The sequence below is a fragment of the Bacillus sp. Medicinal_06 genome (assembly GCF_056711665.1).
The window spans coordinates 505,071-525,510 of the sequence record NZ_JBWYHD010000004.1; the positions used below are offsets into that span (position 1 = coordinate 505,071).

Genomic DNA, 20,440 nt, shown 5'->3' on the forward strand with positions numbered 1-20,440 from the left:
TTTATGTACATATTGCTATATTGATAGTTTTTAGTAAAAAGAGCTTCTTTAAGTATAGACTTGGAGGAGCTCTTTTGTTTTATGTAAATACAATTATTTTATTTTCTCTAAAAGCAGAATATTCTTGAGAAATAAATATATATACTTTTTGTTTATTGGAATTTTGGTATTGTTTAGTATAGGGAGCTTTTATAGAAAAAAGAAGAGGGAGGGTTATTTATGAACGTTCAAACAAAAGGGAATGAACAAATTACACTATTATTAAATCAATGGTATTTAGAGATTCGCTCTAGACATTTAGAAAAAGCTACCGAATTAAAAAAGGAAGTAGATACAAAAGTTAATGAGATGAAAGAAAACAAGGAGCTATTTCAGCATTATTTACTCCTGAATTTTCGATATGATTTTTTGATGGATAATTTGGGGGTATCTAAAGATAGTTTTGATGAAATTGATTCTTTAGGTGTACCGACAAATCAGTCACTAGCTTACTATTATCATTTTTTTAAAGCGATTCACTCAAATGCAATTGGTGAATATAATTTGGCAAAAGAGCACTATGAGAAGGCTGAATCACTTCTAAAATATATTTCTGATGAACTTGAACATGCTGAGTTTTATTATAAACTAGCGACTTTCCATTATCATATTTATCAATCACTGTTAGGGATTACTTATGTAACGAAAGCTAAAGAGATATTTTCTAAACATAGTGGTAATGAATTAAACTTGGCTTTTTGTAGTAATCTTTATGGATTAGCGTGTATTCATTTAAAAGAATGGGAATTAGCTGAGGAGTATTTGACTTCTGCAATGAATACTTTTCAGAAGATAGATGAAAAGAAGTTTATTACGATGGTGAAACATAATCTTGGTTTAATGTATGGAAGTCAAGATCATTCAGCTGTAGCTATTCGTTATCTTTCTGAGGTGATTGAAAACTCACCGAATCATTATAAAGCTATTTTTATTAAAGCTAGAGAACATTTTAAACTAGGTGAAACAAATGTAGCTGCAGAGCTAATTGAAAAAGGTTTGAGTATTTGTATGAACTTAGAGAATGAACAATACAAATATCGTTTTGTAATTCTGAGAGAAATGAATAAAAAAGTTTCTGCTCAGGAATTAGAAAAAGCAGTTTTAGCAGGAATAGATTACTTTAAAAGAGAACAACTATGGGAGTATATTCAAGAATATACTGAAGCCGTAGCCGTTCATTATCATATTGAGGGCAATTTTGAACAAGGAAGCAAGTATTTTTATTTGAGTTATGAAGCTAAAAAGGAGATTCACAAGAAGGAGGCACTAAAATGAAGAAGGTAATACTTAGTTTAATGGGAATTGTAACGATTTTTACTTTAACACTTGGCGTAGATACTTCGGTAGATAAAGAGCAAGCTATTACTCTAGTGAAAAGCATGGCAGATGGAGATACTGGTGGTTGATCTTTTAAATTAAAAGACGAACAGGAGCAAGGAGAAATCCTTGCTTTATTTTTTTGTGCAGAAATATGAAGTAATGTAGCGGAGAATATGCAGGAAAGAAAATTATAAAATCTTTTCTCTATTAATCTAGACCGTGAAAAAAGCTGCTTCTGAGTCATTGGAGTAGCAGATTGGAAGTAGCCTTTTTGTAACTCGTGATGCCTTACTTTGAGCGACTTAGTTTTAGGTTTTAAGAATAGTTTCATCATTTCATGTAGTATTGGGAATTCTTTTTAACCAATATTTTCTTAAAAACCCCTTCTAAAAGAACGTAAGTTCGTATATAATAAGAACAAACGTTCTATATTTTAGGGGTGATTATTTTGTACGAATATTCTCTTTTGCCTAATCGAATCATCCTATGCGTCGATTTACAAAGCTTTTACGCATCAGTCAGTTGTATCAAAAGAGGACTAGATCCAAGATATACAAAACTTGCGGTAGTGGGTGATGTAAATCGAAGTGGATCGATAGTACTAGCAGCGACACCTCCGCTAAAAGCTTTGGGTGTTAAAAAAATGACAAGGTTATACGAAATACCTAAACGACCAGATATACTTATCGTTAATCCAATTATGCATACGTATATGAAATGCTCGAATTACATAAAGAAACTAGCGCTACAATACGTGGCACCGGAAGACTTTCACCAGTATTCAATAGACGAATTTTTCATGGACATGACGGCTAGTATTCATTTGTTTGCAGCTAGTCCGTACGAATTTGCACTAAATTTTAAGCGTGAAGTCTACGACCGTACGCGTATTATATGCACAATCGGCATTGGTCCCAATTTATTAATGAGTAAGGTAGCACTGGATAGTGAGGCAAAGCGGAACAAAACCGGGATTACACAATGGACGTACGACGATATACCCGAGAAGTTATGGAGCATAAGGCCGCTTAGTAAATTTTGGGGTATATCGTACAAAACAGAAGCGAAGTTAAACCGAAAAGGAATTTATACAATCGGTGATCTAGCGAACTATCCACTGAAATATTTAAAACAAAACTTCGGGGTACTCGGAGAAGAATTACACTTACATAGTAACGGTATAGATTTCAGTCGTATATCGGAAAAACATATCCAGGCAGAAAAATCTATCGCTAAGAGCCAGATGTTATTACGTGATTATATGATAGATGAGATTCCGATCATTTTGCTCGAGCATACAGAAGAAGTGTGCTATCGATTACGCATGCAAAAGAAACTCGCTCGAACAATCCAACTTTCGATAGGTAGCAGTAAAGGGTACGGTGGTGGCTTTAGAAAAACGCACACGTTCAGCCGGCCGACCAATTTAACGATGGATGTGTATCACGTTTGTACATATTATTTACACACACTATACACTGGTGAGCCAATTCGAACGGTTCGTATATCACTAACGAATCTAGTCGCAGAAGGTGAAGAACAGATGTCGTTATTTGATAACGTAATACAACGAGAAAAAGAAATGAGACTTACGCAGGTCATGGATGAAATTAGAACACGTTTCGGAAAAAATAGCATTTTACGAGGCGTTTCCTATACAGAAAATGCAACTGCGAAATATCGAAACACACTACTAGGGGGACACAAATCATGAATAACGCAAATATGCCAAAAGGAAGAGGTATGGTAAAATGGCAGCCGTTTGCAAGTATGCCGGAACAATTTGCCGGTATAAGAAGAATCATTAGAGAAAATGCAAAAGTGTCACGACCAATCGTAACGCAAGACTCCCAGGAACGAATTGAGAATCGTCTACTAATGTCGTTATTAACCGAAGAAGAAATATTAATTACATACTATGAGGATGGTTACGTACTTACTAGTTATATGACCGTTGTCGATATTGATCCTTTAAAAAAAGAAGTAATATGTACGGATGCATTTCATTATAAGAAGAGGTTTACATTTATCGATGTAATTGATATTGAATAAGGGATATTGAAATGACATGAAGCTTCATACTTGCTGTACACTAGGTGAATTAGAAGAAACTCGTTTTGTGCCTTTCTTCTATTAGCCGACGCCTTCACGACGGATGTGCCTCAAAAACTTCAGGTCTACAAAATGAACATTTTACAGGATGTAAAACGCGTTGAATGTATTTGTATTACTTCGAATATACGTACTCAATTTCGCTGATAAATCTCTAGGGAAAACGACTATAAAATAGGAAATAATAGGTTTAAAGCGTAAAAGAAAACTGCCTGTAAGGGCGGTCTTTTTTTACGCTTCTATATCTTTTTCCGCTGCTACCACTTTATCTCTCCACAACACTAGTAGTTTTCTAAACTCAGGGGTCTCAATTTTACATTGGTTATTTGGGGGACTCATAAAAAAGTTAATAGCACTTGTATAATTAGGTTCGATGTAGACAGCTGCCACGTTCCCCTCTATTTCATATTGCGGGAATTTTTTATCTACTACATTATCTAAAATCTGTATATATTCATCTGCCTCATCATCTAAAATATCTTCTAGAAAATGAGAAATAATAGGAATTTCTTTTGGCAAGCGTATTCTTAATCCACCAAGCCCATCACGATAAAATTCATATGTGTATTTCATTTTTTCCCTCCTTGTATAAACAGGATATGCGGTTATTATCTCATTATTTTTTATAATCATTTCTACTCTATCCCATTCTTTAGGGAAAATAAAGAATGAGTTGTTTTTGTTCCGCCAGGCGTTTGAAAAATCCGCGCAAAATTTAAAACTTCGGGTCTAATTTACGAGATAATACGCTAGGTTTTATGATATGTAAGCCGTTTTGAATGCATTTGTATTGCATAGGGTTTACATACTTAATTTCGTTGGGAATTCTCTGGGGAAAACGACTTTAAAACATAAGATAATGGGGGGAATGTGAAATAATAGCTAGAGCTGACTTCTATAAGAAGTCAGCTCTAGCTATTATTTCAATTCTTTATTTTTCTCTTTTTTAAATTCTTTTTGTTTATCTAGCCAAATATGAATTAAATCTACTAATTCAATCGTTTCTATCTCACAAAAATCTCCCTTACCATCTTCAGCCAAATTGTCTAGGACAGTAGTTGTATCTTTCCGAATTTCTAAACCGCAAATGTTTCCATTTACTACTACGTAATTTTCTTTCCCATTTAAAACACTATGTATTTCTTCTAAAATCCAATCTCCAAACACAGAAACTTCAACGCCTAAAAAAGTCTCAATAAGTTTAATTTCTTGAGGAAGCCTCATAACTAATTTTCCGTTGGTAAGTACTTCAAAGCTATATGGATATTTCATTACTATTGTACTCCTTTATACTAAAAATAAAATTTATTCCGATGGGAAAGCAGAGATGATTTTCCCATTTCCATCTATATACATGCTAATCTTTATACCATCTGAACCTATTCCAGAATATGTGTTACCAAATTCATAAGTTCTATTATTATATGCTTCATTTTATAGTTTTGATTGTCGCGATTTTTAAATTTTAATAGTTTTTTTATGTTTTTATAAAGTAAATAAAAAAGTTCAAACCCTTGGTATGGTTGGGTTTGAACTTCATAAAAAGATATGATCCCGGAGAGGATCGAACTCACGACCTCCACCCTGTCAAAATAGCGTTTGGTATTAATTATATGTGATGGAATGGGAGAGAAGTGCATGAAATCAAGGTTTTACTTCTCTTCCCAAACATCTGTTTTTACTCTAATTTACTCTATTTTATATAAGTGTGTGGTCAAAAATGTGGTCATTGTGGTCAATGCGTGGCATCGTTTTTCTTTTGTTTCATTGCCTGTTCGAAGTTATTCGCCGCGTTCTCTTGCATATCAGGTAGCACATGACTATAAATGTCCAATGTAATATCAACACGACTATGTCCAAGACGCTCAGAAACGACTTTAGGATTTTCACCAAGTAATAATAAAATCGTTGCATGGGTATGTCTTAAATCATGAAAGCGAAGCTCTGGAACATTGGTCTCTTTTTTCATCCTTGCAAAATGTCGCAAAAGATTTCGTGGGTCAATGGGTTTCCCATCCTCTGTACAAACTATGAGGTCATTATCGATATAACCAGGGCCAAGTAATAGTTTGTATTTATTTTGTTCAGAGCGGTGCTTTTTTAACGCTGAAATGACTTCTTCAGTAATTGTAATCCGCCGCTTAGATCCTTTTGTTTTTGGCTCTTGGAAAACTAGTTTTCCATCCACTCGCGCTAATGTTTGTCGAATACTTACTTTAGCTTGTTCCAAGTCACAATCCCTCCAACGTAGCCCTAGAATCTCACCGCGACGCATTCCAGTATAAATAGCTAAAACATAAGCGATATGAAGACGCTCATTCTCGGTATGTTGAAGAAATTGATTGGCTTCTTCTAATGACCAAGTTTGAATATCTTTTGTTTCGATACGAGGAGGGTTGCACAAGCTCCATGGTGTTTTGACTGATTAGTTTCCAAATGACAGCTTGTTTAAAAACTTTTCGTAATACACTGTGCATTGTTCGTACATAATCAGGGCTTAATCCCTCACCTTGTACCATATCCTTATAGAACTTTTGTATAATCTCAGGGGGTATTTTGTTCAGCTTGTAATGTCCTATAGCTGGAATAATACGCTTTTCAATTAAATCTTTTCGATTATGAAAAGTAGAAGGGCGGAGGGATTGGCTAGCGATAAGGTCAAGCCAATCCATGAGAAGATCAGCCACTGTTTTTTCAGTAGGTTCAATGTAAGTCCCTTTATTGAGTTGGTTAATTAATTCATTACAAGATTTTTCAGCCTCTTTTTTTGTTTTGAAACCTGACATCGTTTTTTGTTTACGTTTCCCGGTAGGATCTTTTCCTAAATCAACAGTAAAAGACCATTTGGTACCGCGCTTTCGAAAATATCCTTTCATTTCTAACGCCTCCTAAGTTTCACTGTGCAATTAAACACATTTTTGAAAATATATCCTGCAGGCGACTAGCTAATAATTGATTTTCATAATGTAAGAAACGTTGCTTTGCAATTTTAAATGAAACATTAAAAGTTTGTGCGATTAGACATATCGTCTCTATTTGTGTTTCAGGAAAATCCAGTTTTCTCAACATAAAAGTAGGAATGCAGAAATGTAACATGAAACTTTTAGCTTTAGCTTCTTAATAGTCTAAAAACATTTTCGGCACATGTAACTGATTTCCTACATGAAATAGAACATGACATAGTTCGTGGCTAAAATCTTCCCAACGATGGTAAATATCCTTTCGACTATCGATAATAATACTAGGTAAATCATCTCTACAAATAGCACGACTTCTGAATGGTGCGAAATGCAACCAAATATTTAATTTTTGAGCAATCGTTATCATATCAATTTGTTCAGGAACAAAGATAGATAGTGAGTGGTACAATTTCTCAATATAGTCTTCGATTTGTGTTGTGTAGTAGGATTGTGTTTTATGCATATTGTTTCACTCCATTACTAATTACACAAACATATGTTCCTATTATAACAAAAAAGAAAAGCCACGAAGTGACTTTTTTGTAAAAACATCCTATATATTTAGCTAATCTTCCCAGCTATTTCATCTGCAAATGCAGTATTACAATTAATAATTTAAAACTAGAGTGAAATTCATCAACTATAGTCAATGAGTAGACCTAAAAAAATATGCATTGAAAAGTGCATTTATATATACCCTATTCAATTAATGTTGTTTCTCCCCAGGCTTACGGTTTTTCTCCTTAGCTTTAATGAACTCCCAAAATTGTTTAAGTTCTTCCTGTTTTTCAGGAGAAGCATCTTTGATGTCTTTGAACCAAAGACCTAAATTTGGATCTGTTAAAGGATTATCAATAGTAGCATTCTTATCGGTATTTTTTACTGAATCTCGTCCTAGGAGATAATCAGCTGAAACCTCGAAAAAATCTGCAAATTTATTTAAGGTGTCATAATCAGGTTTTCTGTTTCCATTCTCATATCCAGATATTGTGGATTCTGCAAGATTTAATTTTTGACCTAATTCTTTCATAGTTAGTTTGTTTGTTTTTCTTAACTTTCGTAAACGTTCTCCAATCATAGGAATCCTCCTATTCATCTTCTAAGTTTAATTATACTTTGCAAAGTGCAAAATTTAAAATGAATTAATAAAAACTTTGCAAAATGCGTTGGCACTTTGTGTTATGCGTAGTATATTTTGTTTAACAACACAAATTGCAAAGTTTAGGTGGTGATAAAAGTGAACGGACCAAAAGAGATGCGTATGAAATTGGGAATTAGTATTGAAGAAGCTGCAAAGAAACTTGGCATTTCGGGTGGATATTTATCGCAAATTGAAAAGGGCCAACGTCAAGTAAGTACTGAACGAGCAGATCAAATTGCAAAACTATATGGGAAGAAAAAAGAAGAGATTTTTTTACCTACACGCTATTCAGTTTGCAAAGTTTCAGAATGATAAATAGGAGGTAGAAGATAATGTCAAACAAAACAATCAATGATTATCCATTAGTTCTTACAGCAGTTCATGTTTCGGAAATTCTTGGAATTTCTAAACGTGTTGCGTACGAAATTATGGAATACAAGGATTTTCCACTGGTTCGTGTCGGACGTCAGAAAAGGGTAGGGCGCGATGCATTTTTCAATTGGTTAGAATCACGTTCTCAGCAAGCTATATAAATATTGTAATGGATATATTTGTAACAAACAAATACCGATTTAGGTACAAAAAGGGTGAGGGAAATGTATATAGGAAAAGAAATAGCGTCGGTACGAAAACGAAAAGGTTATACGCAGGAAGAACTTTCATCTAGTATTCCAGCTAGTCGTGAGTCACTAGCGAAATATGAAACAGAAAATCGCATTTTACCGAAAGATATGCAAAAGCATCTTTCAGAAGCACTCGATGATCCACAATTCTTTTTCCAAGTGTGGGGAGAAGCGGCTGGAACAGTTAGTATTCCATATTTAGACGGAGAATATATAGATCAGCATCCTACTAGCATGAAGTACATGGTTCAAAAAGAAACGGCGGAGGCTCTTGAACAACTAGAAACAGTTTGTTGGTTTAAACCTCCTCAAGCTTTATCAGATTTAGAAAAACAAGAAATGAATAAAGTTATGCATGAAATTTTAGATGCGGCGGCATCGATGACAAATTTAGTAGCTGTTCTTTGTGAGCGGCATGATTTTTCAATGAAAGAGGTTTTTAAATATTGGAGGTTGTCCTTAAGGGCAAGGCGGTATACAGAAAATTAATTGAATGATTTTTGTATAGAAGGACTGAGGCGAAAGGAGAATACAAATGACAGTAGATTACAAAAATCCAAGTTTAAAAGAGTACAAGGAACTTATTCGTTATGATGCAAAGCTAACTGGTGAGATGAAAATTGCTAAAACATTTGCTGATAATAGAAAGTTTGAAGAGTTAAATCAAGAGAAGAAGTTAGTGGGTATTCGTATCAAAATTATCGAAGCGTCCTTCACTTTAAAGCATAAATGGGCAAAAGAAAAAGCTACCGCCTAGACAACAGTAGCTCGCAATAAATTCGATAAAGCAATTATAACATTTTATTATTTGTTTGGACAAGCACTGTGCTTGTCGTTATGACTAGAAAGGGATTGTTACCCCCATCCCCTTAAAAATGATTCTCCTTTCTGGTTGTAACGATGCGTACAGCATCAGTTTAAAAAGAAATGAGGTGTAATCTATGACAGCGAAATACAATCGCCTTCATGATCTTGTTCTTCCAGGAGATTTTTCATTTGCGAATAAACTTCACGACTGTATGATTGCATGCATTAATAACATGTTTAATGCGAAATCAGTTGAAGAATCAAATCGTTGGGAAGATGAACTTAATCGATGCGCTGAAGAATTTAAAATGCTTCGTGATGCAAAAGAAGAACATGAGGTATCGAAAAGCTATCGAGTAATAATCAAAGGTCTTCAAGCAAAGGGAGTTAATGTCTCCTTAGTAACTCGCAGAAAATAAAAAAATCTATCGCTTTGCCGAGCGATAGAAGAAAGTTACTTTTCAAATTTAACTTAGGTTAATTATACCAAACTGATGTTGGTATAACAATGGAGGGTGCTACATGCTTTTGGACAAATCATTACATAAAGTGTTGCTGAATCCAAAATTACTTCAGCAATCGACATCAGAGCAGCACCTTATTTATTTAGTAGAACAATATTTAAAAAAGCTTATAAAAATTATCGCTTATTACGTATAGAAGACGGATTTGCGATATGTAAACGGGAGGATGAATAACATGGCAATTTTCAGACCAGTACAAGTTTCATTTTGGCAGGATGCAAAAGTTATTGAAGAGATGACTCCGGAAGATAAATTATTTAATCTGTATCTTCTTACAAATCCATGTACTACACAAATCGGAGTGTACCAAATCACCAAAAAGCAAATGGCTTTTGATTTAGGTTACTCCATGGAAAGTGTTAATTCACTCTTAGATCGTTTTGAAAATCACCATAAATTAGTTAAATATAATCCAGAAACACGCGAACTAGCGATTATCAACTGGGGGAAATACAACCTTAATAGAGGAGGTAAACCAATTGAGGATTGTGTTCGCAAAGAACTGGATGGGGTAGTTGATATTAGTCTTGTTAGTTTAGTCGCTCCAAAAGTTAAAAATGATAAAATCCGTGCTATTTTTGAAGAATTCCTTGCTAACGACGATACGTCAACGACAGGTGGGCAAGAAAAAGAAGAAGAAAAAGAAGAAGAACAACAACAAGAAGAAAAATGCGCGAACGCGGAAGAAGTTGTTGAAGTTAATCCAATTTCTTTTTATGAACAAAACTTCGGAGTTATTTCTCCTTTCATCGCAGAAGGAATTCTTGCATGGGTTGATGATTTAAATGCAGAGCTAGTTATTAAGGCAATGGAAATCGCTTTAGAAAAAAATACAAGAAACATGTCTTATGTAAATTCAATTTTGAGAGATTGGCATGTTAAGGGCTTTAAAACAGTAACGGATGTTGAAGTAGCCGACAAAGAGTTTCGTGCTAAACGAACAACACAAGTAAACCAACAACCAGCACAACAACCTGTCGCTATGTCTGAATCTACTAAGCAAGTATTACAACAACAAGAATCATGGCAACGAAACATTCCTACAGACGAAGAACTTGCAGTACTTAATCAACAGAATGGATGGATGCAATAATGAGTAACGACATCATTCGTAATGTAGAGGCGGAACAAAGCGTTTTAGGGAGCATTATTGTTGAAGGAGATTTAATTAAAGATTGTCAGTTAAATCCAAATCAATTTTCTCTTCCAACGCATCAAGTTATTTTTAAGACGATGAAAGAACTTGATGATGCTGAAAGTCCTATAGATCTTGTAACTGTAGTTGAAAAATTAGATAGCTTTTTGGACCAAATTGGTGGTATTCAGTTTTTAGTTAATTTAGCCGAAGGCGTTTCGACAACAAAAAACTTTTCATATCACGAAGGGCTCGTAATAGAAGCATAGAAAATGCGACATGCTCAAGAGGTTGCTGGTGATTTATATAACCGTCTTCAGAAAGACAAGGATATTAGTGCAATCAGCAATACAATCGATGAACTAAATGCGATAGAGGAAACGGGTTATTCAGGTGAGTTTGATTTAAAAGAAACGCTTGTTGGGCTATATAAGAAGATGCAAATCGATGTTGGCGATTTAACAGGTATAAACACTGGATATAACGATTTTAATCGAATGACTTCCGGATTACAGACAGGAGACTTAATTATTGTTGGCGCACGTCCAGCAATGGGAAAAACGGCGTTTGTACTAAACGTTGCTTATCATGCTGCAAGTTCGGATACAGCAGTTGGAGTCTTTTCACTAGAGATGGGAGAAGAACAATTGCTCAAGCGAATGATTTCTAGTGCTGGTAATGTTGAGGCAACCAAAATGAAAAACCCTAAGAAGCTTTGCAATATCAAAGATTGGGAAAATATTAGTCAAGCGATGGGGCTGATAAATAATTTACCGCTGGAAATATACGATAAAGCAAATGTAACAATGCAAGAAATTTATGCAAAGACCAGAAAACTAAAACGTAAACATCCAGATAAAAAGGTATTAATAGCGATTGATTATTTACAGCTTATTGTTGGTGATCCAAAGCATCGAGGAAATCGTATGCAAGAGATTGGTGAGATTAGTCGTAAGTTGAAATTGATGGCCAGAGAATTAGATGTATGTGTAGTTGCTTTATCACAATTAAGTCGTGCTGTTGAGAGCAGACAAGATAAACGTCCTCTGTTATCCGACTTACGTGAGACAGGGCAAATTGAGCAAGATGCTGACTTGATTGCATTTTTATATCGTGAAGATTATTACGATGCTGAAACAGCGAATAAAAGCATAACTGAAATTATTCTGGCCAAGCAGAGAAATGGGCCTGTCGGTACAGTAGAGCTGGCATTCATTAAAAAATTTAGTAAGTTTGTTAACTTAGAACGTAAATTTAATGAGCAGCAGGAGGCCAGATGATGTTATTACGACGGGAAGTTGAAAGAAGAAAATTGTTTATTATTCGTAAATTACTAGACTTAGGATTATCTGAAATAAACGGACAAACATTAGACCAATTAACGTTAACGCAGCTTGAAGGGATTTTAGCAGCAAGCTTGCAAGTGCTGGAGGGAACAAAAAATGATTCTAACAAGAAATTGGCGTAATGGAGATACGATTCATCTCAAACGTAAAAAATTTAATGATATCCTACATGTCGTACAGGATTTAGAAAAAAGAGGATATTCATGTGTTCATCCGATTAGATCGTTAGTGCAGCGGCTGAGGGAATTCATTCATAAGCGAACGAACGGAAAGATTAGTACAGCTAATTATAGTTTTAAACAAACGGATGCTGATACTTGCTATGTTGTGATGATGAAAAAAGAAAAGAGTGAAGATTATGAAGCAGCTAACGATTTTTGATGTTGAGCCTGTTGTTTCATTTGATCTTAATAAAGCGAATGTTCATCGATTGAATTCAAAATTACGTTTTGTTGATGTAGTCGTGCAAATACCTCGTCAAGCCAAAGCAATTGATGAATTGAAACCAACGACAGCACCAGATGATCGTTATGAATTATTTGAAGAGTACGCAATTGGGTTTGGCGTTATAAACGAGCTGAGGATAAACAATTTGAGTGGGAAGAAGCGGAAGAAATGTGTAGGCGAGCAAGGGATAGTAAAAAGCCAATTTCGATACGGCTTCACTTATCTATTGAACAACCGTTCATTCCAGAGAATGTTGTGCAATATTTATAGGCAAATAAAAAAGCCGGGATTACTCCCGACATAATTATTCGACAAAGTAATTATAACACAAATAGGAGTGGTTCCGGTGGCAATTATTAAGGAAAACATTGCAGAAATGAAGGCTGAAATTTCATTAGCGGAAAATATGATTTATGTTGTGAAAGATGGACAAGTTCATCCAATAGAGCCACCCACAAGTGGTCACGGGGAACAGTCCTTTGTATATAAAAGTGGAAAAGTAACTCGTATGGATGAACGGAAAACGCAGTTGATTTAATACCAAATTTGAATTTTGTATAAAAATTAAAGAAGCCTATACTTCAATATAGTATAGGCCGAGTGACTAAAATTAATCGGTTATTAATTTCGAATAAATATTTAAATCGATAAGCTTCCCAGCTGATTTTTCGCTTTTTCTTAGAGTCCCTTCAAAAGTGAATTGTGATTTTTGTAATACTTTTATGGAGTTCACATTTTCAGGTTCAACTTTTGCTTCGACACGATTTAGTTTCAGATGTGTAAAAGCGTAATCTAATAGAGCAGAAATCGCTTCAGGGGCATAACCTTTGCCCCAAAATGTTTTCGAAATATCATAACCAATCTCTGTTTTTGAGTTTTCGAAATCCAAGGAATTATAGCCACATGAACCGATAATTTGATTAGATTCTTTTTCAATAATAGTAAAACGGAGAGATTTGTTATTTTGAGCAAGTTCATTGAGAAAATGAATCATATCTTTCGCTTGGTTTTCATCAGTGAAATTACTTATATTCATGAATTTTGTAACGTCAGGATCAGACCATATTTTAAACATGCTTAATGAATCAGATTCCTTCATTTGTCTTAAATGTAATCTTTGTGTCTGTAATTCTGTAATCAATACTTTTACCTCCATTATGTTGTTGTGATGGGTAGATTAAAAATATTGATATCTGCGCATAATTCAGTCCCTTCTGGATTAGTTAACTTCTATTATATAAGAAATTACTAAATTGAACAAAAGCGTTATTTTAATCGAAATGGGGGATGCGGAGATGAAATAAGACCGCTCCTTTTATGAGAACGGTCCTGAAAGAAGCATTTGTTGGAGGTCGCTACGAATAGCTAACAATGTCTTCACCAATAAGTATGGACAATATTTTTACGTCTATACACAAAAAAGGCAGGCAACAATTAAGTTACCCGCCTGTTCTTAAACGACACGGAGGAGAGAGCTCCGTTTTGAAAGAGTACAGCCGTAGGGAAGCCGGCTCAGAGGTAGTATGTGTAATACAAAAAAGATTATTCGTAAAGGAGAATGAGAGATGGAATATATTGAAAAAGCAACTAAAGACATTAAAGAGAATTGGTTTGAAGATCATGTGTCTGAAATTCAAGGTGAAGAAGGATTACAGGTTATTTATTGGGGCAAGCCTGGGACGAATATGTATCGCACTAAATTTGCTCTTTCAGGATATAACGTGTTTGTTTCTGGTGATATTGGTGAAGCGGTGTACAACCTTACATGTCCAGCAACATTAGAAAATATCAAAGGATTCGATTTAGGGTATTTTACTGGAAAGTTAACGGCTTTTTGTGAAGAACGTTGGAATTTCGATGAAGAAAAGGCTAAAAGGGAACTTGATGAATATTGGAAAGAATACGATATGAATGAAACAACAGAAAGCGGACAAGAAGTATATGATCGCATTATTTCAGCGATTGATGAGAGTTCATCTATGGAAAGTTACCACTTTTGGTTAAGTGATGTTTATCATAATAGCTCATTAGATTCTGACACGATGGAAGATGTTTGGAATTTCGGTAAAAGGTTACCGCGTTGTTTAATTGGTTACTGGTTAGGATTGCAAATGGCAATTGAACAATTAGAGAAAAACAAACCTGCAGTAGAAGCAGTGACTGTATAACAAAATAGTTATTTTGCACAACAAAGCAGCTAGCTCAATTAGCTAACTACTTGTTGCACAAAAGAAGCGCCGCGCTTACAGCAATGATTTGTAACCTAAAGTTACAGCTATAGTTTAAACGGGAGTTGAAATATTATACGGGATTGAAAGAACCTAATAAAACTTAACTTGAGAACAAAAACTTTGTCCCACTAAATAGAGGAGAACAGCTTTTAAAGCTATTCTCCTAAACAGAAGTGGGGTAAACCAGAGAACCTCTCAGATGACAATTAATCAAGCTCTACAAAGGTAGTATGTACTTACATTGAAAATCTATACAACAAAGCAGCTGGCTCATCAAACCAACTGCTCGATTGTCACAACTGTCTCTTAAGGAGTTAGAATTTAGCGTGATTTCACGGTAATAGAATTATGGCTGGTGGCCTATCTATAATTTGCACGATATTTGAACAAGTATTCACGAATGTTAGAGAAATTAATAAAAATTTCATTTTGTAGAGAAATGAGGAGATTCGATTGGGGTTTTATAAAGATGATTTGGTAATGGTTATTCATCCGGATTATCCAGAACTTCAAGGATTAGCAAAAGTTACAAAGGCATCGGAAGAAATAGCGTTAGTTTGGATTTACCTTTATGTAGATAATAGCGAGCGGTTTGCTCATATCGAATTTTTAAGACATGCAACAGATGGAGAAATAAGAGCAGCTAGCAAAAGCTAACTGCTCAGCCCAAGGAGTAGGGAGAAAGAGTTTAGGTATTACAAATATGAGTTATGGCTATTCAGCCTACTTATAGCATTAACGGGATTTGGAATTTTATTCAAACAACCAAAAGAACAGCTAGCTAAAGCTAACTGCCCTCTAGGGATGGGAACTAACACTGCTTGAGATTCATTTAAATGAGTTATGGCTATCGCCTATATACATTATATACGGAATATTTAGATTTATTCAAAAGGCTTATAATCTACAAATTATATTATGATAGTCGTTATTTCCCATACTGCCCAGAAAAGAACTAAAAATTCTAGCGAAATCCAAAGTGCTTTTTTCTCAGGTTTTTGAAATTCTTTTATTAAATAAAAAACAGCACTAATTGCTATAAGAATGAAAAGAACGATTTCTATCATATCTGGCATTTTAATCACTCCTAATTATAAGTTGAATTCATTATATAACGAATTTTAAATATTTAAATGATTAGCAATGAGAATTAAGCAAAATTTAAACAAAATAATCCTTTTATAAATTACCCAAAAAGAAGAAAATGGTATAATAGATACAATTGAATTATCAGTCCTACTGGAAGAACCAGCGGACATCGAACTGCAAAGAGCGTTAGCAATATTGCTCTGTAGTTTGATGTCCGCTTTTTTTATTTCATTAATAAAATAGACAAGGAGTGTTTATATATGACTCAATTAACTTTCTTGCCAAAGATTGATCGTAAAGCAACGCAGGCACGTTTAGAAAAGATTCTTGAAGACGTTCGTATTTATAGACAGTTTGGGATGATTAGAAATGAGATGAAGGTTACAGCTTCTTGTGAAGTAAGATATTATGGCCCAACAAATGTTGTAGGCAAACCAGCTGAGGATGTTGCTTTGGCTAATTTAGAATTGAGTAAACGAGAAGAGAGATTGAAACGTCTATCTTTTCAGATTGATAAGGCATTAAGTCGTTTCAGTAAGAATCAAAGGGACATTATCGTAAAACGTTATTTAGAAGATGAAGAAGTCTTTGATTACATGGTCTATAACGAGATTGGCATGAGTGAGCGTACATATAGACGTAATCAGTCCAATGCTTTTTATAAACTAGCTTTTGCTCTTAGATTAGAAGTATATGAGGCAGAAGAACATTACGGAGGGGATGACCTATGAACTTTGTCCAACCTATTCGAGATCCAGAGCAAATACAACAAATTAAAGAATCCCTAAAAGAAAAGAGTGAACGTAATTATATTCTTTTTGTAATGGGGATTAATACAGGATTACGTATTAGTGATATTCTCAAATTGAAAGTAGGAGATTTAAAGAGTAGTCATATTTCGATGAGAGAAAAGAAAACAGGTAAACAGAAGCGTATTCAATTAACGCCATCATTAAAAAGAGAATTACGTTGGTATATTGAAGAAAGAGAAGACAATGAGTATTTGATTAAAAGTCGAGAAGGAAAGAATAAACCGATTGGGCGTAGCATGGCTTATAAAATACTTAGAAGCACAGCAGCAGAGTTTGGATTAAAAGAAATAGGGACTCATACATTACGTAAAACATTTGGATATCATATGTACATGCAAACAAAGAATATCGCTTTGCTTATGGAGATATTTAATCATTCATCTGAAAGAGTTACGTTAAGATATATTGGTGTGAACCAGGATGCAATGGATAAAGCGATGACTAAGTTTAAAATCTAGTCATCGCTTTTTATTTATACAGCTGAGCAGGAAGAAGACAAAAAGTATCGAATGAATGTATTTAAATAGTACTGTTTGCTTTTGGTATGAATATTAGTCAAAGATACGTTAATTACATTCCAATCTGTAACAAAAAAAGGCCATTAAATAACAGAGGGAGCAACTTACATGGAAAATATATTAAAGGTATCGTCAAAATCAAGTCCAAATTCAGTTGCAGGTGCAATTGCAGGTGTACTAAGAGCAAGTGGTAATGTAGAAATCCAAGTGATTGGAGCTGGTTCTTTAAATCAAGCGATTAAAGCAATTGCTATTGCAAGAGGTTTTGTAGCTCCTAGTGGCATTGACTTGGTTCTTGTTCCAGCGTTTCAGGAGGTTTCTATCAATAATCAAGAAAAAACAGCGATCAAATTAATTGTAGGTCCTAGAAAAAAAAGGTCCTAATAGAGAGCGTTAATATAAGGGGATTTTAAAAGGCCGATAGAAATCGGTCTTTTTCTTTTTTATTTATAATTAACCATTATTATTGTATTGTGTAACTCAAAATAGAAAGCCTTATAAAGTTAAGAATACCAAAGGGTTCAGCGATTGGATCAGTTACACAAAATATAAGATATGGATAATTCATTAGAAGAAAATACATAAGAGTAACAGATGAGGAAGAAGAAAAATAAGTGGCAGAGTTGTGACCGCTTTTTGGCAGGGAATGTGCCGGTTGTTTTGGATTCAACGTGATATATTTGTATTGTGAGAGTGGTGGAAAACACGGCTCACACCTACGTTTATATAGATCGTCACCAAATGGATGATGGTTGTGGGTTGAATGGATTGCCGTTTCATATAATTCACAGTGATTTGCGTGACATGCTTTGAAAATGAAGAAGGGCTTTTGCTCTTCTTTCAGTCGCTAATGCAGAGACACATGTATTAGGGAAAGACATATACTGTTTAGCGGTTGAAAGAGGCGTGAAAACACCTTAACCAAACTAAATGAAATATGCGATACACAAACACGACTTGTCTATTTTAGAAAGCTGTTATTCTGGTGAATAGCAGTTTTCTGCTTTTTAAAAGTAAAACTTCATTTACCGTATTTATAGCAGGAGCAACTGATATGTGGTTGCTCCTTTTTATTATGGAAAAGTTACATAGTTTTGTAGAGGTGGTTGAATGGCAAAAAATATGCAAAGCACTTTTATAAATCAACAGCATGGAAGAAGTGTAGAGCATTATACATAGCTACAACATTAGATGGAATGTGTGAGCACTGCAAAGAAGAGCCTGGATACATCGTTGACCATATTGTAGAAATCACACCAGATAATATAAACAATCCAGATATAACATTGAATCATGAGAACTTACAATACTTATGCTTACCTTGTCATAATACAAAGACGTTTGGTAAGTCTGTATTGATTAGAGAAGATGTAATGTTTGATAGCAATGGTGATTTGATTAAGAGGGATAGAGATGGATGAAAATGAAGGATTGGTATTATATAACAGATGTGAATTTATTATGTAGTAAATTCTTTAGAATCTATCCAGTGTTCTTGCTAGAATTTAAAAAAGACACCTTTTAAATTAAGAAGGTATCTTTTTTGTAGGATAGAAGTGTTTATAGAGGTACTGGACTTGTAAATGGAAGTCTTGCTGCTGCAAAGTTTACTGTTAGAGATGGAGGTAATTGACTAATTACACCACCATTAGTACTAAAGAAGGTGATGGTCACGATATCTCCTGCATGCAGTCCGTAAATAGTAGAAATATTTAATCTTGTATTGAAACCTGAATCCGGTGTAGTTTTCATATCAGAAGCGACGGTAATACCATTGACTTGCACATTTAATTCAGTACTATAGATAACTGTCAAATTTTGTGGAAGGAACAAAACACCCGCAATAATTGAATATATTCCATCTTGGCTAGGGCTGAAAGTATCAACACCGTTATACTCATTTCCGAAATCAAATTGTTCGATTTCAAAAGTAACAGTTACAGTAGCATTATCAGCAACATTTTGGGAGGATTGGTTTTTATTAGCTCTAAATGCAGATTCTATTATACCTGGCGCTGGAGGTCCTGGTATTCCTTGTGGACCTGGTATTCCTTGTGGACCTGGGGGTCCTTGTGATCCTTGGGAAATCGGACAACTAACAGGATTAGGAACAGGACAAGGGACCGCAGAAGGGTTGGAATTTCTTCGGTTATTTGGAAACATAAACAATCGAACTCCTTTATACAATACTTATAATATATGTATTGTATAAAGGAGCTTTTCGCTTGTATGCTTGTTCATGTTTATTTCATATAACATCTCATTATCGATAGTTACTAAATCTATAAAAGTAGATCTGTACAGAAAATCTAAGAACCTTTTAAAATTAGGGGGATTAACGCACAAAGAATAATACTAATATTAGGGCTATCGGTTGTGTTAGGGGAATTGACAGGAAAAGTGGAAATTGTTGCTACTCCAGTAAAATTAAGAAGGTGTCATTCTTTTTAGGATAGATGTTTTAGTATTTGTGGCTTTTCTTGTAATACGGCTAAGGAGCGAAGAAGATCGTGCAAAAGCAAAAGGAACTGGACTCGTAAAAGGAAATCTCGATGCGGCAAAATGAGTTGTTTCATCATCAATAAATTGAACAACTAAGCCACTAGTAGAACTAGAAACGACAATGGTCACAGCATCTCCTGCATGTAACCCATAAATAGTTGAAATATCAAGAACCGTAGCACGCTCAAGTTCTGGGTCACCAGGGGTAGTTTCTACAGCAGTTGCGACAGTAATACCATTGACGAAAACTGCAAATCCAATAGAATAATTAACAGTAAAATCATCTGGAATAAAAATGATATTTGAAACAATTGAATATATTCCATCTTGGTTTGGTATAAAAGTATCCAAACTGTTATATTCATTTCCCAAATCGAATTGTTCAGTTTGAAAAGTAACAGTTACCTCAGTAAGCGTAGGGACAGTTTGGCCACCACCCTCAGTTTTTATAGCCCTAAACGCAGATTCTATGATACCTGGTGCTGGAGTTCCTGGTATTCCTTGCGGCCCTGGTATTCCTTGCGGCCCTGGTATTCCTTGCGGCCCTGGTATTCCTTGCGATCCTGGTGGTCCTGGAGGTCCTTGGATACTTTGAATAGGAATGCTAACAGGATCAGGGACAGGACAAGGACATGGGCTGCAATGGCTTTTATTATGAGAATGCATTGAAAATCAACTCCTTTAATAAAAATTAAAAGGCTTATTTTATCTTATGGCAAAACAATTTCTTATTCTTGTATGTTTATCCATGTAAAAATACTAATGAATATCCTATTCATATCAAGAAATGTAAAAAAATCATTCAGGATTCTTTTAGAAGAAAATAAAAATAAT

Annotated in this window: 27 protein-coding genes and 5 pseudogenes; 22 read left to right on the forward strand and 10 right to left on the reverse strand. The window is 34.7% G+C overall.

Features of this window, described 5'->3' with window-relative positions; genetic code table 11:
- The first annotated feature begins 219 nt into the window (after positions 1–219).
- The 4 genes from AC1M36_RS12680 (at position 220) to AC1M36_RS12695 (ending at position 3,411) form a co-directional block, all read left to right on the forward strand.
- Positions 220–1,314, forward strand: a complete 1,095-nt coding sequence (locus tag AC1M36_RS12680) for a response regulator aspartate phosphatase (RefSeq protein WP_336452846.1) — start codon at positions 220–222, stop codon at positions 1,312–1,314.
- The gene (locus tag AC1M36_RS12685) at positions 1,311–1,445 is read left to right on the forward strand and encodes a hypothetical protein (protein ID WP_336452845.1); all 135 of its coding nucleotides are present in this window, start codon (positions 1,311–1,313) and stop codon (positions 1,443–1,445) included. The genes AC1M36_RS12680 and AC1M36_RS12685 overlap by 4 nt, the downstream gene beginning before the upstream one ends.
- 362 nt (positions 1,446–1,807) lie before the next feature.
- Positions 1,808–3,073: a Y-family DNA polymerase gene (locus AC1M36_RS12690; RefSeq protein ID WP_479845928.1), complete on the forward strand. Its 1,266-nt coding sequence runs from the start codon at positions 1,808–1,810 to the stop codon at positions 3,071–3,073.
- Positions 3,070–3,411, forward strand: a complete 342-nt coding sequence (locus AC1M36_RS12695) for a YolD-like family protein (RefSeq protein ID WP_336452843.1) — start codon at positions 3,070–3,072, stop codon at positions 3,409–3,411. Before AC1M36_RS12690 ends, AC1M36_RS12695 begins: the two co-directional genes overlap by 4 nt.
- A gap of 291 nt (positions 3,412–3,702) precedes the next feature.
- Here AC1M36_RS12695 and AC1M36_RS12700 read toward each other — a convergent pair whose 3' ends face one another.
- The 6 genes and pseudogenes from AC1M36_RS12700 to AC1M36_RS12725 all read right to left on the reverse strand — a co-directional run bounded on the left by AC1M36_RS12700 (position 3,703) and on the right by AC1M36_RS12725 (position 7,509).
- Positions 3,703–4,044 carry a hypothetical protein gene (locus AC1M36_RS12700; RefSeq protein WP_336452842.1) on the reverse strand — a complete coding sequence of 114 codons (342 nt, stop codon included), beginning with the start codon at positions 4,042–4,044 and terminating at the stop codon, positions 3,703–3,705.
- A 345-nt stretch (positions 4,045–4,389) separates the two neighbouring features.
- A complete protein-coding gene (locus AC1M36_RS12705) occupies positions 4,390–4,743 on the reverse strand; it encodes a type II toxin-antitoxin system toxin (RefSeq protein WP_336452841.1) in 354 nt (117 codons plus the stop codon).
- Positions 4,744–4,776: 33 nt separating this feature from the next.
- A pseudogene (locus tag AC1M36_RS12710) lies at positions 4,777–4,905 on the reverse strand (EndoU domain-containing protein); the annotation flags it as partial.
- A 301-nt stretch (positions 4,906–5,206) separates the two neighbouring features.
- Positions 5,207–6,347: pseudogene (locus AC1M36_RS12715) on the reverse strand (site-specific integrase).
- Between the two features lie 19 nt (positions 6,348–6,366).
- Positions 6,367–6,894 (reverse strand): annotated as a pseudogene (locus tag AC1M36_RS12720) (ImmA/IrrE family metallo-endopeptidase).
- Positions 6,895–7,137: 243 nt separating this feature from the next.
- The gene (locus tag AC1M36_RS12725; protein ID WP_336452837.1) at positions 7,138–7,509 is read right to left on the reverse strand and encodes a helix-turn-helix domain-containing protein; all 372 of its coding nucleotides are present in this window, start codon (positions 7,507–7,509) and stop codon (positions 7,138–7,140) included.
- Between the two features lie 159 nt (positions 7,510–7,668).
- Here AC1M36_RS12725 and AC1M36_RS12730 point away from each other — a divergent pair, with 159 nt between their 5' ends.
- The 12 genes and pseudogenes from AC1M36_RS12730 (at position 7,669) to AC1M36_RS12785 (ending at position 12,992) form a co-directional block, all read left to right on the forward strand.
- Positions 7,669–7,884: a helix-turn-helix domain-containing protein gene (locus tag AC1M36_RS12730; RefSeq protein WP_336452836.1), complete on the forward strand. Its 216-nt coding sequence runs from the start codon at positions 7,669–7,671 to the stop codon at positions 7,882–7,884.
- A 20-nt stretch (positions 7,885–7,904) separates the two neighbouring features.
- Positions 7,905–8,105: a helix-turn-helix domain-containing protein gene (locus tag AC1M36_RS12735; protein ID WP_336452835.1), complete on the forward strand. Its 201-nt coding sequence runs from the start codon at positions 7,905–7,907 to the stop codon at positions 8,103–8,105.
- Between the two features lie 63 nt (positions 8,106–8,168).
- Positions 8,169–8,684, forward strand: a complete 516-nt coding sequence (locus AC1M36_RS12740) for a helix-turn-helix domain-containing protein (RefSeq protein WP_336452834.1) — start codon at positions 8,169–8,171, stop codon at positions 8,682–8,684.
- Between the two features lie 46 nt (positions 8,685–8,730).
- Positions 8,731–8,952, forward strand: a complete 222-nt coding sequence (locus AC1M36_RS12745; RefSeq protein WP_336452833.1) for an RNA polymerase subunit sigma — start codon at positions 8,731–8,733, stop codon at positions 8,950–8,952.
- 184 nt (positions 8,953–9,136) lie between these two features.
- Positions 9,137–9,421 (forward strand): hypothetical protein, encoded by a 285-nt coding sequence (locus AC1M36_RS12750; protein ID WP_018764090.1) that lies wholly within the window; start codon positions 9,137–9,139, stop codon positions 9,419–9,421.
- A gap of 103 nt (positions 9,422–9,524) precedes the next feature.
- The gene (locus tag AC1M36_RS12755) at positions 9,525–9,662 is read left to right on the forward strand and encodes a hypothetical protein (RefSeq protein WP_336452864.1); all 138 of its coding nucleotides are present in this window, start codon (positions 9,525–9,527) and stop codon (positions 9,660–9,662) included.
- Between the two features lie 39 nt (positions 9,663–9,701).
- Positions 9,702–10,619 carry a DnaD domain-containing protein gene (locus AC1M36_RS12760; RefSeq protein WP_431613200.1) on the forward strand — a complete coding sequence of 306 codons (918 nt, stop codon included), beginning with the start codon at positions 9,702–9,704 and terminating at the stop codon, positions 10,617–10,619.
- Positions 10,619–11,941, forward strand: a pseudogene (dnaB, locus tag AC1M36_RS12765) (replicative DNA helicase). Before AC1M36_RS12760 ends, dnaB begins: the two are co-directional and overlap by 1 nt.
- Positions 11,941–12,129: a hypothetical protein gene (locus AC1M36_RS12770; protein WP_098100898.1), complete on the forward strand. Its 189-nt coding sequence runs from the start codon at positions 11,941–11,943 to the stop codon at positions 12,127–12,129. The pseudogene dnaB and the gene AC1M36_RS12770 overlap by 1 nt, the downstream one beginning before the upstream one ends.
- Entirely contained in the window at positions 12,104–12,388 is a 285-nt protein-coding gene (locus tag AC1M36_RS12775) for a hypothetical protein (protein ID WP_479845929.1), read from the forward strand. The genes AC1M36_RS12770 and AC1M36_RS12775 overlap by 26 nt, the downstream gene beginning before the upstream one ends.
- Positions 12,363–12,724 (forward strand): annotated as a pseudogene (locus tag AC1M36_RS12780) (cell division protein SepF). Before AC1M36_RS12775 ends, AC1M36_RS12780 begins: the two are co-directional and overlap by 26 nt.
- A gap of 76 nt (positions 12,725–12,800) precedes the next feature.
- A complete protein-coding gene (locus AC1M36_RS12785) occupies positions 12,801–12,992 on the forward strand; it encodes a DUF3954 domain-containing protein (RefSeq protein WP_174101889.1) in 192 nt (63 codons plus the stop codon).
- A 72-nt stretch (positions 12,993–13,064) separates the two neighbouring features.
- Here AC1M36_RS12785 and AC1M36_RS12790 read toward each other — a convergent pair whose 3' ends face one another.
- Positions 13,065–13,595 (reverse strand): GNAT family N-acetyltransferase, encoded by a 531-nt coding sequence (locus tag AC1M36_RS12790; protein ID WP_336452829.1) that lies wholly within the window; start codon positions 13,593–13,595, stop codon positions 13,065–13,067.
- A 424-nt stretch (positions 13,596–14,019) separates the two neighbouring features.
- On the opposite strand from AC1M36_RS12790, the gene AC1M36_RS12795 reads away from it, so the two are divergent.
- Both AC1M36_RS12795 and AC1M36_RS12800 read left to right on the forward strand, forming a co-directional pair.
- A complete protein-coding gene (locus AC1M36_RS12795) occupies positions 14,020–14,622 on the forward strand; it encodes a hypothetical protein (protein WP_336452828.1) in 603 nt (200 codons plus the stop codon).
- A 516-nt stretch (positions 14,623–15,138) separates the two neighbouring features.
- A complete protein-coding gene (locus AC1M36_RS12800; protein ID WP_336452827.1) occupies positions 15,139–15,342 on the forward strand; it encodes a hypothetical protein in 204 nt (67 codons plus the stop codon).
- 254 nt (positions 15,343–15,596) lie between these two features.
- On the opposite strand, the gene AC1M36_RS12805 is transcribed toward AC1M36_RS12800, so the two are convergent.
- The gene (locus AC1M36_RS12805) at positions 15,597–15,761 is read right to left on the reverse strand and encodes a hypothetical protein (RefSeq protein WP_336452826.1); all 165 of its coding nucleotides are present in this window, start codon (positions 15,759–15,761) and stop codon (positions 15,597–15,599) included.
- Between the two features lie 273 nt (positions 15,762–16,034).
- On the opposite strand from AC1M36_RS12805, the gene AC1M36_RS12810 reads away from it, so the two are divergent.
- The 4 genes from AC1M36_RS12810 (at position 16,035) to AC1M36_RS12825 (ending at position 18,525) form a co-directional block, all read left to right on the forward strand.
- Positions 16,035–16,505 carry an ArpU family phage packaging/lysis transcriptional regulator gene (locus AC1M36_RS12810; RefSeq protein ID WP_336452825.1) on the forward strand — a complete coding sequence of 157 codons (471 nt, stop codon included), beginning with the start codon at positions 16,035–16,037 and terminating at the stop codon, positions 16,503–16,505.
- The gene (locus AC1M36_RS12815; protein WP_336452824.1) at positions 16,502–17,044 is read left to right on the forward strand and encodes a site-specific integrase; all 543 of its coding nucleotides are present in this window, start codon (positions 16,502–16,504) and stop codon (positions 17,042–17,044) included. The genes AC1M36_RS12810 and AC1M36_RS12815 overlap by 4 nt, the downstream gene beginning before the upstream one ends.
- Positions 17,045–17,212: 168 nt before the next feature.
- On the forward strand, positions 17,213–17,488 hold the full coding sequence (locus AC1M36_RS12820) for a stage V sporulation protein S (protein ID WP_241815924.1): 276 nt from the start codon (positions 17,213–17,215) through the stop codon (positions 17,486–17,488).
- A gap of 722 nt (positions 17,489–18,210) precedes the next feature.
- A complete protein-coding gene (locus AC1M36_RS12825; RefSeq protein ID WP_336452823.1) occupies positions 18,211–18,525 on the forward strand; it encodes an HNH endonuclease signature motif containing protein in 315 nt (104 codons plus the stop codon).
- A gap of 139 nt (positions 18,526–18,664) precedes the next feature.
- On the opposite strand, the gene AC1M36_RS12830 is transcribed toward AC1M36_RS12825, so the two are convergent.
- Entirely contained in the window at positions 18,665–19,267 is a 603-nt protein-coding gene (locus tag AC1M36_RS12830; RefSeq protein ID WP_336452822.1) for an exosporium leader peptide, read from the reverse strand.
- Between the two features lie 264 nt (positions 19,268–19,531).
- Positions 19,532–20,272 carry a hypothetical protein gene (locus AC1M36_RS12835; protein WP_431613202.1) on the reverse strand — a complete coding sequence of 247 codons (741 nt, stop codon included), beginning with the start codon at positions 20,270–20,272 and terminating at the stop codon, positions 19,532–19,534.
- Between the last annotated feature and the right edge of the window lie 168 nt (positions 20,273–20,440).

Excerpts from the sequence above, each read along its gene's own strand:
- AC1M36_RS12810 (WP_336452825.1), top strand. The coding sequence starts at position 16,035 with ATGACTCAATTAACTTTCTTGCCAAAGATTGATCGTAAAGCAACGCAG.
- AC1M36_RS12815 (WP_336452824.1), top strand. The coding sequence starts at position 16,502 with ATGAACTTTGTCCAACCTATTCGAGATCCAGAGCAAATACAACAAATT.
- AC1M36_RS12735 (WP_336452835.1), top strand. The coding sequence starts at position 7,905 with ATGTCAAACAAAACAATCAATGATTATCCATTAGTTCTTACAGCAGTT.
- AC1M36_RS12725 (WP_336452837.1), bottom strand. The coding sequence starts at position 7,509 with ATGATTGGAGAACGTTTACGAAAGTTAAGAAAAACAAACAAACTAACT.
- AC1M36_RS12750 (WP_018764090.1), top strand. The coding sequence starts at position 9,137 with ATGACAGCGAAATACAATCGCCTTCATGATCTTGTTCTTCCAGGAGAT.
- AC1M36_RS12695 (WP_336452843.1), top strand. The coding sequence starts at position 3,070 with ATGAATAACGCAAATATGCCAAAAGGAAGAGGTATGGTAAAATGGCAG.
- AC1M36_RS12740 (WP_336452834.1), top strand. The coding sequence starts at position 8,169 with ATGTATATAGGAAAAGAAATAGCGTCGGTACGAAAACGAAAAGGTTAT.
- AC1M36_RS12770 (WP_098100898.1), top strand. The coding sequence starts at position 11,941 with ATGTTATTACGACGGGAAGTTGAAAGAAGAAAATTGTTTATTATTCGT.
- AC1M36_RS12820 (WP_241815924.1), top strand. The coding sequence starts at position 17,213 with ATGGAAAATATATTAAAGGTATCGTCAAAATCAAGTCCAAATTCAGTT.
- AC1M36_RS12745 (WP_336452833.1), top strand. The coding sequence starts at position 8,731 with ATGACAGTAGATTACAAAAATCCAAGTTTAAAAGAGTACAAGGAACTT.
- AC1M36_RS12755 (WP_336452864.1), top strand. The coding sequence starts at position 9,525 with ATGCTTTTGGACAAATCATTACATAAAGTGTTGCTGAATCCAAAATTA.
- AC1M36_RS12680 (WP_336452846.1), top strand. The coding sequence starts at position 220 with ATGAACGTTCAAACAAAAGGGAATGAACAAATTACACTATTATTAAAT.
- AC1M36_RS12685 (WP_336452845.1), top strand. The coding sequence starts at position 1,311 with ATGAAGAAGGTAATACTTAGTTTAATGGGAATTGTAACGATTTTTACT.
- AC1M36_RS12830 (WP_336452822.1), bottom strand. The coding sequence starts at position 19,267 with ATGTTTCCAAATAACCGAAGAAATTCCAACCCTTCTGCGGTCCCTTGT.
- AC1M36_RS12795 (WP_336452828.1), top strand. The coding sequence starts at position 14,020 with ATGGAATATATTGAAAAAGCAACTAAAGACATTAAAGAGAATTGGTTT.
- AC1M36_RS12805 (WP_336452826.1), bottom strand. The coding sequence starts at position 15,761 with ATGCCAGATATGATAGAAATCGTTCTTTTCATTCTTATAGCAATTAGT.
- AC1M36_RS12700 (WP_336452842.1), bottom strand. The coding sequence starts at position 4,044 with ATGAAATACACATATGAATTTTATCGTGATGGGCTTGGTGGATTAAGA.
- AC1M36_RS12775 (WP_479845929.1), top strand. The coding sequence starts at position 12,104 with ATGATTCTAACAAGAAATTGGCGTAATGGAGATACGATTCATCTCAAA.
- AC1M36_RS12760 (WP_431613200.1), top strand. The coding sequence starts at position 9,702 with ATGGCAATTTTCAGACCAGTACAAGTTTCATTTTGGCAGGATGCAAAA.
- AC1M36_RS12705 (WP_336452841.1), bottom strand. The coding sequence starts at position 4,743 with ATGAAATATCCATATAGCTTTGAAGTACTTACCAACGGAAAATTAGTT.
- AC1M36_RS12835 (WP_431613202.1), bottom strand. The coding sequence starts at position 20,272 with ATGCATTCTCATAATAAAAGCCATTGCAGCCCATGTCCTTGTCCTGTC.